Here is a 14,515-nt window from a genome sequence, read left to right as displayed (position 1 = left end):
GTTATGCGAATAGCCACATGCGTACTGCTAGTCACACTCATGACGATGGCGGCGCCAGCGAAATCTGAGGGCGCATGCCCTCAAGGCTACTATCAGACCACGCCTCCTGGACCTCAAGGCCCTATAGGCTGCGCCCCCATGCCGACGACAAAACCGGCGCAGAAATGGGAGAGCAAATGGGGCGCCATAGCCAGTGGCGGCGGTCAGTTTGGGATCGTCAGCAACATGCAAAGCAAACGAAAAGCCGAAAGTGAAGCTCTTATAGAATGTAGGACTCGCGGCGGGTCGAATTGCAAAATCGATCGCACTTACAGGGATCAATGCGCAGCTGTAGCGGCAAGCACATCCATGTCATCCGTCGTCAATGCCGAAACAGAGGAGCGAGCAACAAAGCTTGCGATGACAAGCTGCCAGAAAGACAGTGGGAACCTGAAGTGCTGGATCTATTACTCCGGCTGCAGTCTCCCAACACGTATTTAGCCTTCGGCCAATACAAAATTCCGCCCCATCAATTCAAGTAACCGGCAAAAAATACATGAGAAAGTTCACGCCGATCCTCGTATTTCTGCTTCTTGCAGTTTCCACCGCTTGCGGATCATCGACCGCAAAAAATGATGCATCAAAATCTGAAAAACAAGCTTCCAACACAGCGGAAAAGCAGGTCAATGCAAATATCCCAAAAGAACTTCGAGGCATATGGGACGTGCAAGGCCAGCCATGCAAACCACCTGGAAATCCAGATAGCGACACAAGAATTGATATATCACCCACGTCCATAAACGGCTACGAACATTGGTACAGCCCGAGAAGCGTGGAACAGCTGTCGAACAGCCCCAAGACATGGCGTATCCAGTCCAAAATGCACTCTGACGGTGAAGAGTCAGACCAGACTCAAATATTCGCCATAAGCGGCGTCGACACGCTGACGGTGATCGACAACAGCAGCCCGGAAATTTACGAACGCTGCAAATAAATGCCAGGCAAGACAAAGGAATAGCAATGGAAACGAACGGAACTCAAGCGCCTGCACCCTATCGAATCACTCAAAAGGGGAAAACGGTAAATATTGGGGTAGACGATTTCGAGAGCCTGGTGACGCATCATCCTGGTTCCAATCGCAATGCGCATCTGGTTAATGGCGTCGTGGTTGATGGCGAAGACGGCAGAAATCACGCCGTAGTTGGCGGCGAAATCGAAGAAATTGAGTATGCGACATCCGGTAATGACCACGATTTATCGCCGAATCAAGTTCTCATCAAGAAAGATTTCATACTTGAAGACTCTCGAATCGCGGCCGGACAGCCCGGCGTGCGCGCGGTTGACGTGCCCGCCCCGATCGGTGGATATGTAGGACGCACAAACGACGCTCAAGGGCTCGTTGACATCTACGATAGAAAAGGCGGAGAAGTGATCGCCCGAATCCGCCACATGAACCCAATCCTGGTAGAGGAAGGCGACACCATAGAATTCGGACAAGCGTTAGGCACGCAAAATAACACAGGGCTTCCCGCAACCGCGGGCAAGCATGTACATCTCGAAATGGATTCTCGCTACCTTCAACAGTACGAGAACTACATCAGCGACATCACGACTGGTCGTTTGTCGATCGACAACGGACGCCGAACAGGCGGCATCGATGCTCTTCCTGTCGTGGATGATGGCGTCTTACGTATTGGCGAATCAAGTGAGCGCGTCGAAGCGGTCCAACGCGTATTGATCGCAGAAGGACTCAAAGGCGCGAACGGGCGCCCCCTGGAACCCGATGGGGTATATAGCGTCAACATGCAACCTGCGGTACTCGCATTCCAGAAAGCACGTGGACTACCCGAAACGGGCGATATCGATGCCGCAACCATACAAGCGGCGCTTGGAGAACAACCGACTCAAGCAGACGAGACGATCGGAAATTCCCCAGCCAAAGACAATGATGCGGGAAAACACACCAATTCTGACAGCAAGCCGAACCGACCAGCAGGCGCAATGACGGATGGAGAACTTCGACAAGGCGAACGCGGCCAAGAAGTCCGCGAACTACAAGAACGACTGAACGAACTCGGTTACACGGACGCGCATGGTCGCCCGCTACGCGCGGACGGCAAGTTCGGCCAGAAAACAGAAGAAGCCCTCGAAGCTTTCCAGCGCGATCACGACCTGAAAGTCGATGGCGTCGCCGGCTCACGCACCCTTGATGCGTTGAAAGCCGCCGATCCGGCCAAGCCACGCCAGGAAGGCACGTCACCACCCGCGTCAACTATCAGCCCGCTGCTGTCCGACCCATCTCATCCCGATCATGATCTTTACAAACAGGCGCTCAAGGGCGTCGAAAAACTAGGCCCCGAGGCCGGATTCAAGGATCAGGCCGAACGCGAGCGTGCCGCAGCCACCTTGACCTACGAGGCCAAGGTCAGCGGCATGAGCAAGATCGATCACGTCGTCCCGAGCGCCAGCGGCACGGGGCTGTTCGCGGTACAAGGCGCTGTGAACGATCCGGCTCATCAGCGCGTTTACACCGACAAGACCCAGGCGGCGCAACAACCCGTCGACAAGACTACCGAGCAGTTGAGTCAGGACGCTCCCAGGCAGAACAACGCGCCGTCGCAGGCTAACCAGGATCAGGTCAAGTCGATGACCGTGTAGGGCTGCGTTGCGTGATGACAGCGCGCGTTGCGAGAACAAACGGATCGGCGGGTAAGTACACGCCCATCGCCGACGTCGAGGACCAGGTCTCCGGGTACACGCTGAAACCGCCGCAAACGCTACACTTGCCCAAAGGCGCGGGTCGCCAGCCGGATCGACCCGCGCGCACTGGATGGCGGCTCGCTGCCATCGCGCGTACGTAGCAACGGCCGCATTCTCGGGGAATCCATCGTCAACGCCATCCATCACCACGCCCGGCGTGGCCTCGTACTGTCGGCCGTGGTACCGACCGCATGCTGAGCCTGATCGCCCGCCTGTTGCTGCTCGGCGGCGTCGCGCTGTTGGCGGCCGGCTTCTATTACGACGGCGAACGGCCGGCGCCCGGCGCTTTGTCGCCGTCGGTGTTGCACGATCCCGTGCAGACCCCGACCGCCCTGCCCGCCTTTCCGGCCCAGGCGGGCGGTGTCGACTACCAGATCACGCCGGTCGCCGAATACGACATTTCCGGGCTGATCGTGAGCTGGCACGATTCGGAAACCTGGTGGGATCGCGAGCACGAGCAAAGCCGCGACTATCTCAATGTCGCCGACCTGTGCATGGTCTGGGGCGCCAATGCCGCCGACGGCGCCTACGAGGTCATGGATTTTTCCAACGGCCAGTGGGTGTGCTACATCAGCTACACCGATGTGGACAGGGTCGGGCCGGCGCATGTGCGCGCGATTTCCAACAACCACATCCTGACCGACAACGAGGACGTCGCCCGGCAGATCCGTGGGTTGAAGGTCGGCGATCAGGTGCGCCTGCGCGGGCAGCTCGCCAGTTACAGCCATCATTCGGGCTTCGATTTTCAGCGCGGCACCTCGACCCGCCGCGACGATCAAGGCAACGGCGCCTGCGAGACCTTGTTCGTGCGCGAGGTGCAGTTGTTGCAGGCCGCGCCCGCCTGGCCGCGCAACCTGCGTTGGTTCGGCGCGCTGTTGCTGCTCGCCGGCCTGATCGGCTGGTACCGCGCCCCGTTCGGCGAGCGTCAGCGCTAGCTTGAGCGAGCGTGAGCGTCTCACGCCGGCTCACCGTCCGGCCGCTTCGATAGCGAAGACGCCGACCCGATCGGCCGATGTTGCAAATCCGAACACCGGGCGGTGACCGCCCGGCCGCGGTCATCGCGTTGATCGTGCTGCAACACCCCGAAACGCATCGAACCGGCCCGTCACCGGCCAGCCGTCACGGCTGCGCGGCGAGGGCTCGGCGAGGCTGCGCGGGGCGGACTGGCACGGACAGGGAGGCTGGCGATGGAAGTGCCGTGTTGGGCGGTGGTACCGCTGGCGAACGCCTCGGCCGAACGACGCACGGTGCAGGCCGCGCTCGCCGATTGCGCGCATCTGCGGCTGCTGCCCGATGGCTATCTGCAGACGGCGATGCGCGGCGCCGACGGCATCGTGCTGGTGTCCGGGGCCGGCGCGCTGGACGCGGTGCTCGAATGCATCGCCGCGATCCGTCGCGAACGCCCGCGCATGGCGATCGTGGTGAGCATGCGCGATGCCGATGAATTCGAACTCGACGCGGTGATCCGCGCCGGCGTCAGCGATTTCGTCTCGCTGCCGGCGACCTGCGCCGAATGGGGCGCGCGACTGCAGCGCGCCAGCGTCGATGCGATGTCGGCGCACGACACCGTTGTTTCTTCGTCGGCGCAGGCGGAGTCCGCCGAGCCGTCCGCGCCCGAGCCGCCGCCCGCGATCCGCGGCTTCGTCCACGCCAGCCCGGCCTGCGCGAGCATCGCCGCGCGCCTGCCGGTGCTGGCCGGCTGCGACGCCAGCGTGCTGATCGTCGGCGAAACCGGCACCGGCAAGGAAGTCTGCGCGCAGGCAATCCACTATCTGTCCAAGCGCGCCGACCGGCCGTGGGTGGCGGTGAACTGCGGCGCGATCCCGGTCGATCTGGTCGAGAACGAATTGTTCGGCCATGTCAAAGGCGCCTACACCAACGCCCACAGCGCCTGCACCGGCCTGGTCCGCGAAGCCGAGGGCGGCACCTTGTTCCTCGACGATGTCGACTGCCTGCCGCTGTCGGCGCAGGCCAAGCTGCTGCGCTTCCTGCAGGAGCGCGAATACCGGCCGGTCGGCTCCAACACCGTGCATCGCGCCGATCTGCGGGTGATCGCGGCCAGCAACTGCAACCTGTGCGTGCTCGCGCAGAACGGCGGTTTCCGTCAGGACCTGTATTACCGGCTCAACGTGCTCAACCTGACCTTGCCGCCGCTGCGTCAGCGACGCGAGGACATCGCCCTGCTGGCGCGGCATTTCTCCGCGCATTTCTCGCGCGAGTTCGGCCGCCCCTACGGCCGCTGCGGGCCAGCGTTCACGCCCGGCGCGATGGAATTGCTGCTGGCCCACGACTGGCCGGGCAACGTGCGCGAACTGCGCCATGTGATCGAACGCGCGGTATTGCTGGCGCGCGGTTCAATGCTGGCGCGCGAAGACATTCAGATCGACGGCGCACATGGCGGCGAGCCCGACCAACCCGCATTGGCGTCGATCGCCGATGCCGAACGCGCCTCGTTCCGCAGCGCGAAGCAACGCGTGGTCGACGACTTCGAACGCGGCTATGTCGAGCGTTTGCTGGCCGTGCACGGCGGCAACGTCACCCACGCCGCGATGGCGGCGAAGAAGGACCGTCGCGCGTTCTTCGAGTTGATGCGCAAGCATCGGATCGAACCGAGCCGGTTTCGTTCGTTCGAGCATGAGCCGGGGTAGAGGCTCAGGTTGAGGGTTGGTCGCTCGGGCGAGTTTCGTTTTCCCTCATCCGCCCTGCGGGCACCTTCTCCCGCAAGCGGGAGAAGGGAATGACGTTGCCTCATCTGCTTGACGACTAAAAAAGCCCCTCTCCCGCTTGCGGGAGAGGGGTTGGGGTGAGGGCGCGCCTGCCGCAACCACAACGCAACCTGTTGCGTAAGCACCCTCATCCGCCCTGCGGGCACCCTCTCCCGCACGCCGGAGAAGGAACACCGCTGCATCTCGCTCGAAGTTCCGCTACTGCCCAGCATCGTTTCTTCATCGGGACATCCCGCAAAAAACCATCGAGTGCCCGTCCCCAGGACAAAACCATCCCGATGCCAGGACAAAGACATCCTGCCTCCAAACGCTTGCACACCAATCGAAACGCCCACAACGCGTGACCGATTGCCGATTCCAGCCAGGACGAAAACATCCCACCCGGGTGGTCGCGCAAAACACCCACGCGAACGACTTCAAGCAGTTACCCGCCGCCGAAAAGTTGGCATCGCTCTTGCAATGAACTACTGGCACAGAGGCAAGTTCGCGATGGATGACAACAACGCGGCATCAGCATGTGTCAGCAGCTTGGCCGGTTATCTGCGCGCCAATCCGCTCGCATGCGATACCGCCGAGGGCATCCGCCGCTGGTGGTTTGGAACCGAACACGAGGTCGCCATGAACGAGTTGCAGGACGCACTGGAGTGGATGAAGCGTTGCGGCGCGATCGAAGAGATCGTCGCCGCCGACGGTCGCCGTCGTTATCGACGCCTGGGCGACGACGCTCAGCTGGCCGCGCTGTCGCAGGCGCACCGTTCGCACCAGGCGCGCGAGGACTGAGTGGCCAATTATCGCGCCATCGCCGCCACCAGCACGGCCCTCGCCGGCCTGCTGCGCGATCGTTATCCGCGCGAAGAGTTCGGCGCCGGGTTGGACGTGAGCCTGTACCAGACCCGCGACTTCGAAAACCCGATGCAGGACGGTTTCTCGGTGTATCTGTTCCGCACCGCGATCAACGGCGCGGTGCGCAACCTCACCCTGCGTCGCTCGCCCGATGGAAAACGCTTCCGCCCGTCGCTGCCGATCGACCTGTACTACATGATCACGCCGTGGGCGCAGGACACCGAGCGCCAGCTGCGCATGCTCGGCTGGGCGATGCGGTTGATGGAAGACACCGGCGTGCTCAGCGCCGGCCATCTCAACCACTACATGCCCGAGACCGACACCTTCGCCCCGCACGAAGCGGTCGAACTGATCTGCGACCCGCTGTCGCTGGCCGACTATCTGACCTTGTGGGACCGCCTGCGCCGGCTGCCGCCGTCGGCGACCTATGCGCTGCGCATGGTGCTGATCGATTCGGACGTGACCATCGAAGACGGCCCCGCGGTGCAGACCCGGCGCTTCCAGATGGAGACCGCGACATGAGCGCGGTCCTGCGCGAAGGCGAAGTCGTACAGCGCAACGCCGCGCTCGGTCTGCGCTTCTGGGACGTGGCCGCGGCGACGTCGTTGATCGACGGCCTGAAGGTGGAGGTGTATCCGCTCACCCGCCCGACCGCGCGCAAGCCGGCGCTGCCCAATCCCAGCGGCGTGTATGTCGCCCATCGCGTGGATGGTCTGGCGTCGTTCGAATTCGATGCGTCCGCGGACCCGATGCAAGCGTGGAGCGACGCCGCCGCGGCCTCGCCGCCATTGAGCGGCCGCTACCGCGTCGAAGTCAGCGATCCGCAAGGCCGCTATCTGCCGATCGCATTCGATGCCGACCTGCCCGCGCGCGGCGTGTTCTCCTGGCTCGCGCCGTGGATGTCGCCGCCGCAGCCGATCCTCTGGCCGGGCGATACCGCCTCGCCGCCGTTGCTGCTGATCGAACGCATTCCGCTGTTCTCATCGCCCTCGCGTCCGCCGCCGCAACCGCTGGCGGTGGTCTACGCGCAGTTGCGCGAAGCCGGCAGCGGCCGCGTTCCGGCCTGGAGCCTGCTCGCGGTCGATATCGACGGCGTGCGCTGCGGCCTGGGCATGGCCGATCGCGAAGGCCGCGTCGCGGTGATGTTCCCCTACCCCGAGCCGCCGCGCGCCGTGCTGGCCTCGCCGCCGCAGGCGCGCAGCGATTTCCGCTGGACCCTCGAGCTTAGCGCGTACTGGTCGACGACCTCGCCGCCGCTCGAACCGATTGCGTCGATACCCGATCTCGCCCAGGTGCTCGGCCAGCTGGCCGCGCCCTGCGACGTGATCGATTCGCTGTCCTCGCCCGCGCCGCCGCGGCGACTGGATTACCGCCGGCCATACCTGGCCAAGACCGAGGGCCAGAACGCGGCGGACGCGTCCTGGCTGTTGCTGTCCACCTGATGACTGCACGCCCGACCGCGCCGCGCCCGCGTGCCGCTTCGCATGCCGCTCTTGGCAAGGAGAATTGCTATGTCTGAGTACCTGGCTCCCGGTGTCTTCGTCGAGGAAGTGTCGTTCCGCGCGAAATCGATCGAGGGCGTGAGCACCACCACCACCGGCTTCGTCGGTCCGACCCGTTACGGGCCGCTCAACATCGATCCGGAAATCGTCACCAGCCTGGTCGAGTTCGAACGCACCTACGGCGGCCGCGACAAGCTGGTGTTCGATTCCAACGTCGAAATCGACAACTACATGTGGCACGGCGTGCGCGCGTTCTTCGAAGAAGGCGGCAAGCGCATCTACATCAGCCGCGTGTTCACGCCGATCGACGCCACCGACACCCGTCCGGGCTGCGCCCGCGGCGGGCTGTCCGGCAGTCCCTCGTCGATGATGGTGTTCGCGCGCTTCCCCGGCCGCGCCGGCGATGCGCGGGTCAGCTTCGTGTTCAACGTCAGCCAGAGCCTGCTGTCGGATGTCGGCGGCGTGACCCTGGCCAATTCGCTGCAGGCGCGCGACGTGGTGTGGATCCGTCCGCGCGCCAGCGCGCCGTCGCCGGCGATCGAGGACGGCTATTACTTGGCGTTGTGGGATGCGGCCAGCGAAAGCTGGGCGTTCGTCTCCAGCGGCGAGGACATCACCTCCGCCGAGGCGCGCCTGACCGATCTGAGCGCGGCCGACTACGAACTGCGGGTGATCACCGTCACCGTGGTCGTGCAGCCGCTCAACGGCGGCGACACCTTCGTCGCCCCGGATCTGTCGCTGGACCCCAAGCATCAGCGCGCCGGCAGCCCCGATTCGCTGTTCGCCTATTTCGCCGAGAACCCGGCCAGCCAGAGTCGCGCACGCACCCTGCCGATCGTGATCCGCGCCGACGACGTCGCCGCGATCGGCACCGGCACCGAACTGCTCAACGCCTTCTTCGATGCCGACCCGAACGCCTCGACCTCGCCGCCGCTGGGTCTGCGCGCCGCATTGCAGGCCGCCGAAAGCACCGCGGCCGAGCGCAGCCTGGCGATCCTGCTCAGCGACGGCAACGACGGCTCGCGCCCGACCGCCGACGCCTACGAAGGCGAGGTCGACAACGCCGATCGCAAGACCGGTCTGCGCCAGTTCGAAGACCTCGAGGACATCTCGATCGTCGCCGCGCCCGGCTCGACCTACGGCTACGCCGACAGCTACGCCCTGCAGGCACCGTCGATCGTGCGCGCGCTGATCCGTCACGCCGAACGCATGAAGTACTGCATCGCGGTGCTCGACAGCGGCGACAACATGGCGATCAGCGAAGTGCGGGCGATGCGCGCGCAGCTCGATTCCAAGTACGCCGCGCTGTACTACCCGTGGGTGCGGGTGCTCGATCCGCTGACCCAGCGCGAGGTGCACATGCCGCCATCGGGGTTCGTCGCCGGCATCTATGCGCGCAACGACGTCAATCGCGCGGTCTACAAGGCGCCGGCCAATGAAGTCGTCAACCTGGCCCTGGGCTTCGAACGCTTCCTCAACAAGGCCCAACAGGAAGTGCTCAACCCCGAAGGCATCAACTGCTTCCGCTATTTCGAAGGCCGCGGCATGCGCCTGTGGGGCGCGCGCACGATCAGCTCCGACCCGGAATGGAAGTACGTCAACCTGCGCCGCTACTTCGCGTATTTGGAGCGCTCGATCGACAAGGGCACTCAATGGGCGGTGTTCGAGCCCAACGGCGAGCAGCTGTGGGCCAACGTGCGCCGCACCATCGAGGACTTCCTGCTCAACGAATGGCAGAACGGCGCCTTGCTCGGCGACAAGCCGGAGAAGTCGTTCTTCGTCAAGTGCGACCGCTCGACGATGTCGCAGAACGACCTCGACAACGGCCGCCTGATCTGCCTGATCGGGGTCGCGCCGCTGCGTCCGGCCGAGTTCGTCATCTTCCGCATCGGCCAGTGGACGGCCGACCGCAAAGTCTGATCGGAGAGCAAGCACATGGCCACCCTTCGCGATCGCCCGTACGTGCAATTCAACTTCCTCGTCGACCTGGGCGACGGGGTCACCGACGGGCCGCAGGCCGGGTTCCAGGAACTCAGCGGCATCGGCATGGAAGTCACCGTGTCCGAATACCGCACCGGCAACGCCAAAGAAAACAGCGTCATGAAAATCACCGGCATGAACAAATCCACCGACGTGACGATGAAACGCGGCGTGATCGGTTCGCTCAACCTCTACCAATGGCTCGACCAGATCCGCAACGGCGATCAGAAAGCCATGCGCACGGTCACCATCCATCTGCAGAACGAGGACCACACCCAGATCGTACAGACCTGGAAGCTGCTGCGCGCGCGGATCATCAAGCACACCAGCGGCCCGTTCAACGCCAAGGGCACCGACGTGGCGATGGAAGAACTGGTGCTGGCCTACGAACGGCTGGAGATGGAGTAAGACCGTGGCCAACGCGCGCCGGCTGCCGGGCATCCAGGTCGACGTGGCGCCGCCGCCCGCGGCGGACGCGTTGCCGCGCCTGGACGTGGCGGTGTTCGTCGGCTTCGCCGCGACCGGCCCGCTGCATCTGCCGGTGGCGGTGGAAAGCGTGGCGCAGTACGCGGCCGTGTTCGGCGCAGATGCGCCGCTGGCCTGGGACAGCGAGCGCGGCGAACGCGTGTTCGCTCATCTGGGCCCGAGCGTGCGCGCGTTCTTCGCCAACGGCGGACGTCGCTGCTGGGTGTTGCGGGTCGCGCGCAGCGCAGCCATGGAACGGGTGCGGTTGGGCGAGGACGCGCCGCTGCCGAGCGCTGTCGCGACCGCCAACCGCTATGCCCTGCCCGGCCTGCTCGCGATCGACGGCACCGGCGCGATCGCGCCGGCGATCGTCGCGGCGCGCTGCGAGGGCTCGTGGTCGGATGGGTTGCGAGTCGACGCCGCGACCCAGCAGCGCGGTTTCGCGCTCGACTCGTGGTCGGTGATCGATTCGCCCGCGGCCCATCGTTTCGCCTTTCTGACCCGCCAGCCGTTGCGCGTCGGCGACCTGCTGCGGTTCGATCAGGACCCGGCGATCCAGGTGTATGCACGGGTCGAGCAGATCGCGGCGGGCAGCACGCCGGCCGCGCCCTACCGCGTGGAAGTCCGGGTAGTGGCGGCGTTCGAAGCGCTGATCGGCGACGGCTCGCCGGATGAAATCAGCGGCGATGCACGCATTGTCGGGCTCGACGACGAACTGCCGGCGACCTTGCATTCGCCCAGGCCGCTCGCCGCGGGCTGGGCACTGGCCGCCGTGCAACTGCAGGCGCCGCTCGCCTCCGAGCAACTGAGCGTCGGCGCCTGGCTGCGCTTCGCCGCCGGCGCGCAGATCGTCTGGCTGCGCGTGGACGAGATCGATCGCGTCGCCGACCTGTCGATCAGCCCGGTCGTCGACGACGCCATCGCGGTATTGATCAAGGCGCAGGGCCCGGCCTGGCGCGAGCTCGATCCGGCCACGGCCTGGACCGGTCCGGTCGAATCCGCTCAATGGCTGCAACTGGAATTGCGCGCGCTCGGCGCCGACGGCGCGCAGTCGCGCCTGCGTTCGCTCGCGCTCACGCCGCTGGGCAGCGGCCATTTCTGGCAACAGCAACGCGACCAGGACTATTACCGTCAGCGCGACGATCTGGCCTCGGTGCCGCCGGCCGAACTGCAACGCTATCCGCTTGCGCCGGACGACGCGCCACGACCGTTGGCGTGGCTGCCGCTGGGCCTGCAAGCGAACTTCGGCGCCTCGGTCGGGCCGCTGACGCAAACCGCCACCGCGCTCGAACGCGACGGCCTGGCCCGGTTCGATCGCGATCTGTTCCTCGATCCCGCACTCGAAGCCGACAGCGTGCAGACCCTGATCGCGCATGCCGACGACATCCGCTTGATCCGTCCTTCGCCCAGACCTTTGTACGGATTGCATGCGGTGTTCGGTATCGGCGCCGGCGGCTTGTTCAACGAAGCCAGCCTGTTGGCGCTGCCCGATGCGATCCATCTGGGATGGCAGCGGCGGGTCGATCCGCCGGATGAACCGGCGCCCGCATCGACGCCGACAACGCCGCCGCATTGGCGCGACCATCGCGGCGCCTGCCTGATCGATGCGGCTTCGCAAGACGTCTTGTCGGCGCCGGATTTCAGCCGCTTTCTCGATTGCAGCACGCGCCTGATCGCCGCGCCGGTGCTCGATGGCCCGGATGCGCCGGTGTCGCCGGGCCGCTATCGACTCAGTTGGACCCAGAGCGAAGCCGGCGCGCGCTATGCCTTGTTCGAAGCCGGACTGGCCGACTTCAGCGACCAGCGCGAAATCTACAACGGCGAGTTGAGCGAATACGTCGCCATCAGCGAACGCGAAGGCCGCTATCACTACCGCGTTGTCGCCCAAGTCGGCGGCGAGTACAGCCTGCCCTCCAATCCGGTCACGGTGCGGGTGCGGGCCGACGAATGGGTGTTGCCGACCGCGGCCACCGTCGAAGCCGGCATGGAAGCCGAATGGCTGGCCGTGCATCGCGCCGCGCTGCGTCTGGGCGCGGCCTGCGGCGATCTGTTCGTGGTGCTGTCGATGCCGCGGCATTTCCGCACGGCGCAGGCGCTGCGCTACAGCCAGCGCCTGCGCGCGGTGCGCGGCGCCGGCGCGGCGATCGATCCGCTGGCCTTGGCCTTCGACGAAGCGCGCGCGCTCAGTTACGGCGCGCTGTATTTCCCCTGGCTGCAATCCGACGCTCGCGGCGGCGCGCTCGCGGCCGGCTCGCTCGGCGCGCTGTCGCCGGGCGCGGGCGCGCGAGCCGGCGCCGATCGCGATCCGCAGCGCCGGCTGCGCGTGGTGCCGCCCGACGGTGTCGCCACCGGCGTGTTCGCCGCGCGCGCTTCGCAGCGCGGCGCCTGGATCGCCGCGGCCAACGAGCCGATGCGCGACGTGGTCGCGCTGACCCCGCGCATCGCCGACGGCGACCACGCCGCCTTGCAGGATGCGCAGATCAATCTGCTGCGCGACGATCCGCGCGGCTTCTTCGCGCTGTCCGCCGACACCCTGGCGCTGGACGAAGAACTGCGCCCGATCAACGTGCGCCGCCTGCTGATCCTGCTGCGGCGCATGGCCCTGCGGCGCGGCAGCAGCTACGTGTTCGAGCCCAACGGCCCGGTGCTGTGGCGCTCGGTGCAGCGCGGTTTCGACCTGCTGCTGGGCGATCTGTTCGAGCGCGGCGCGTTCGCCGGCGCCACCGCCGAGCAATCGTTCCGGGTGGTGACCGACGAAGGCGTGAATCCGCCGCAATCGGTCGAGTCCGGGCGGTTCGTGGTCGAACTGCGGGTGGCACCGTCGCTGCCGATGCGTTTCATCGCAGTGCGCCTGGCGCAAAGCGGCGAGCGCCTCACGGTCAAGGAGGAACTGTGACATGAGCGCGCAGCCCTACCCCTTCACCAATTTCAATTTCTCGGTCGAGATCAACCGCGGCGGCGACGCCAAGCCGCTGGCCAATGCCGCGTTCGCCGAATGCGACGGCCTGGAGATGAGCATGGAGGTCAAGACCATCCGCCAGGGCGGCGACAACGGCCGCCAGATCCGCCTCAACGGCGCGGTCAGCTACGGCCAGCTCACCCTCAAGCGCGGCATGAGCGAGAACTTCGACCTGTGGGACTGGTTCCGCGACTCGGTCGCCGATCCGCGCCTGCGCGCCAACGCCGAGGTCGTGCTGCTCGCGCCCGACGGCGCCACCGTGCGCGCGCGCTTCGTGCTGTCGCGCTGCGTGCCGGTCAAGCTCAAGGCGCCGTCGATGAACGCGCGCGACGGCCAGATCGCCATCGAGGAATTCCAGATGGCCTACGAAACCCTGGCGCTCAAGCGTCCGGGCGATCGCTGAGCCGAGGAGAACGCGCATGGCCCTGGAAAAAGCCCATCTGTACGAACTCGATCAGAGCTTCGCCAAGGAGAAGGACGGCGGGCGCAAGGTCGAGGTGCAGTTCAATCCCGAAACGCTGAAGGTCACCTTCGCCAACCAGATCGTGCAGCCGCAGGGCGGCGACCAGGCCGCGGGCAACGCCGGCCGCCAGTTCGTCGGCGCCGGCACCACCAAGCTCGCGCTGCAACTGTGGTTCGACGTGACCGCGATGGAAAAGGACGCAGTCGACGACGTGCGCCGGCTGACCCAGCACGTCGTCTACTTCATGACCCCGCAACCGTCCGAGCAGGACCCGAAGAAACTCGCGCCGCCCGGCGTACGTTTTCACTGGGGCAGTTTCCTGTTCGACGGCATGGTCGAGGGAATGGAGGAAACGCTGGAGTTCTTCTCTCAGGACGGCAAGCCGTTGCGTTCGAGCATCACCATGACCTTGTCGCAACAGAAGATCCTCGCCGCCGAATTCAAGGGCGAAGGCAAGGTGCCCAATCAGCCCGGGCAGGCGCCGTTGAAGAGCGCTAAGCAAGGCGATTCGCTGCAGTCGATGGCCGGCAAGAACGGCAAGGGCGATTGGCAGGGAATCGCGTCAGCCAATGGGATCGAAGATCCGCTGCGGATGCCCGCGGGGCAGTTGGTCGATCTGAATCTTTCGGCCGGGGCTTCGATCGGCGGTGGCTTGAGTGGCGGGATCGGCGCCGGGCTGGACGTGGGGATTTCGGGTGGGGGTTCGGTTGGCGGTGCTGCGGGCTTCGGCACCGGCGCGTCGATCGATGCTTCGGTTGGACTGAACGCTTCGCTCGGCGGCGGCGCCGGCGGCTCGATCTCGTTCGGATGACCGCTTTGGACGCGACACGACTTTCGA

At 65.4% G+C, this 14,515-nt stretch carries 13 protein-coding genes; all 13 read left to right on the top strand.

Annotated elements, in window-relative coordinates:
• Window positions 1–3: 3 nt before the first annotated feature.
• The 13 genes from IEQ11_RS26010 to IEQ11_RS11845 all read left to right on the top strand — a co-directional run bounded on the left by IEQ11_RS26010 (window position 4) and on the right by IEQ11_RS11845 (window position 14,488).
• Window positions 4–480 carry a DUF4189 domain-containing protein gene (locus tag IEQ11_RS26010; protein ID WP_425494672.1) on the top strand — a complete coding sequence of 159 codons (477 nt, stop codon included), beginning with the start codon at window positions 4–6 and terminating at the stop codon, window positions 478–480.
• Window positions 481–535: 55 nt separating this feature from the next.
• Window positions 536–973 carry a hypothetical protein gene (locus IEQ11_RS11900; RefSeq protein WP_191822544.1) on the top strand — a complete coding sequence of 146 codons (438 nt, stop codon included), beginning with the start codon at window positions 536–538 and terminating at the stop codon, window positions 971–973.
• Window positions 974–999: 26 nt separating this feature from the next.
• Complete coding sequence (locus IEQ11_RS11895) at window positions 1,000–2,637, top strand: peptidoglycan-binding protein (protein WP_191822545.1); 1,638 nt, start codon at window positions 1,000–1,002, stop codon at window positions 2,635–2,637.
• A 293-nt stretch (window positions 2,638–2,930) separates the two neighbouring features.
• Window positions 2,931–3,674 carry a hypothetical protein gene (locus tag IEQ11_RS11890; protein ID WP_191822546.1) on the top strand — a complete coding sequence of 248 codons (744 nt, stop codon included), beginning with the start codon at window positions 2,931–2,933 and terminating at the stop codon, window positions 3,672–3,674.
• 252 nt (window positions 3,675–3,926) lie between these two features.
• Window positions 3,927–5,387, top strand: a complete 1,461-nt coding sequence (locus IEQ11_RS11885; RefSeq protein WP_191822547.1) for a sigma-54 interaction domain-containing protein — start codon at window positions 3,927–3,929, stop codon at window positions 5,385–5,387.
• Between the two features lie 567 nt (window positions 5,388–5,954).
• A complete protein-coding gene (locus tag IEQ11_RS11880; RefSeq protein WP_153018881.1) occupies window positions 5,955–6,245 on the top strand; it encodes a hypothetical protein in 291 nt (96 codons plus the stop codon).
• Complete coding sequence (locus IEQ11_RS11875) at window positions 6,246–6,830, top strand: Pvc16 family protein (RefSeq protein WP_036107360.1); 585 nt, start codon at window positions 6,246–6,248, stop codon at window positions 6,828–6,830.
• Window positions 6,827–7,750, top strand: coding sequence for a hypothetical protein (locus IEQ11_RS11870; RefSeq protein WP_191822548.1), 924 nt, complete (start codon window positions 6,827–6,829; stop codon window positions 7,748–7,750). Before IEQ11_RS11875 ends, IEQ11_RS11870 begins: the two co-directional genes overlap by 4 nt.
• Window positions 7,751–7,819: 69 nt before the next feature.
• On the top strand, window positions 7,820–9,730 hold the full coding sequence (locus IEQ11_RS11865) for a phage tail sheath subtilisin-like domain-containing protein (RefSeq protein ID WP_191822549.1): 1,911 nt from the start codon (window positions 7,820–7,822) through the stop codon (window positions 9,728–9,730).
• 15 nt (window positions 9,731–9,745) lie between these two features.
• Entirely contained in the window at window positions 9,746–10,198 is a 453-nt protein-coding gene (locus IEQ11_RS11860; RefSeq protein ID WP_036107371.1) for a phage tail protein, read from the top strand.
• A 4-nt stretch (window positions 10,199–10,202) separates the two neighbouring features.
• Window positions 10,203–13,151 (top strand): hypothetical protein, encoded by a 2,949-nt coding sequence (locus IEQ11_RS11855; RefSeq protein WP_191822550.1) that lies wholly within the window; start codon window positions 10,203–10,205, stop codon window positions 13,149–13,151.
• A 1-nt stretch (window position 13,152) separates the two neighbouring features.
• Window positions 13,153–13,617 (top strand): phage tail protein, encoded by a 465-nt coding sequence (locus IEQ11_RS11850; protein ID WP_191822551.1) that lies wholly within the window; start codon window positions 13,153–13,155, stop codon window positions 13,615–13,617.
• 16 nt (window positions 13,618–13,633) lie between these two features.
• Window positions 13,634–14,488, top strand: a complete 855-nt coding sequence (locus IEQ11_RS11845) for a CIS tube protein (RefSeq protein WP_228464787.1) — start codon at window positions 13,634–13,636, stop codon at window positions 14,486–14,488.
• The last annotated feature ends 27 nt before the right edge of the window (window positions 14,489–14,515 follow it).

The sequence above is a fragment of the Lysobacter capsici genome (assembly GCF_014779555.2).
GTDB classification, from domain to species: Bacteria; Pseudomonadota; Gammaproteobacteria; order Xanthomonadales; family Xanthomonadaceae; genus Lysobacter; species Lysobacter capsici.
Note: the sequence above shows the minus strand (reverse complement) of the source record. Positions and strands in the feature narration are given on the sequence as shown.